Annotated in this window: 1 pseudogene; it reads right to left on the bottom strand. The window is 41.4% G+C overall.

Annotated elements, in window-relative coordinates:
- Positions 1–314 (bottom strand): annotated as a pseudogene (locus tag KO524_RS15230) (hypothetical protein); the annotation flags it as partial.

Here is a 314-nt window from a genome sequence, read left to right as displayed (position 1 = left end):
ACAGAACCCGGAACGTCGATCACCACATCAACTCCTTTTTCGTTTTTATAGGTGTAGCTCCCGTTGCCATTATTGGTTAGGGTAGTCAGCGTTTCATGGCTTTTGATAAGCTGAGATAAATCCAAGCTTTGGGTAGCACCGCTTGCATCGGTATAGGTCAATCCATTTTCGTCAAAACTAACGTTGCCCGAATTGGAAGTCAAGTATTGATTTAATACTTCTCGAACAGTTGGGTTTTGGATGATTTGTTCAAATTGATTCGATACAGAACCCGGAACGTCGATCACCACATCAACTCCTTTTTCGTTTTTATA

Source organism: Flavobacterium sp. NKUCC04_CG, assembly GCF_019345525.1.
Lineage (GTDB): Bacteria > Bacteroidota > Bacteroidia > Flavobacteriales > Flavobacteriaceae > Flavobacterium.
Note: the sequence above shows the minus strand (reverse complement) of the source record. Positions and strands in the feature narration are given on the sequence as shown.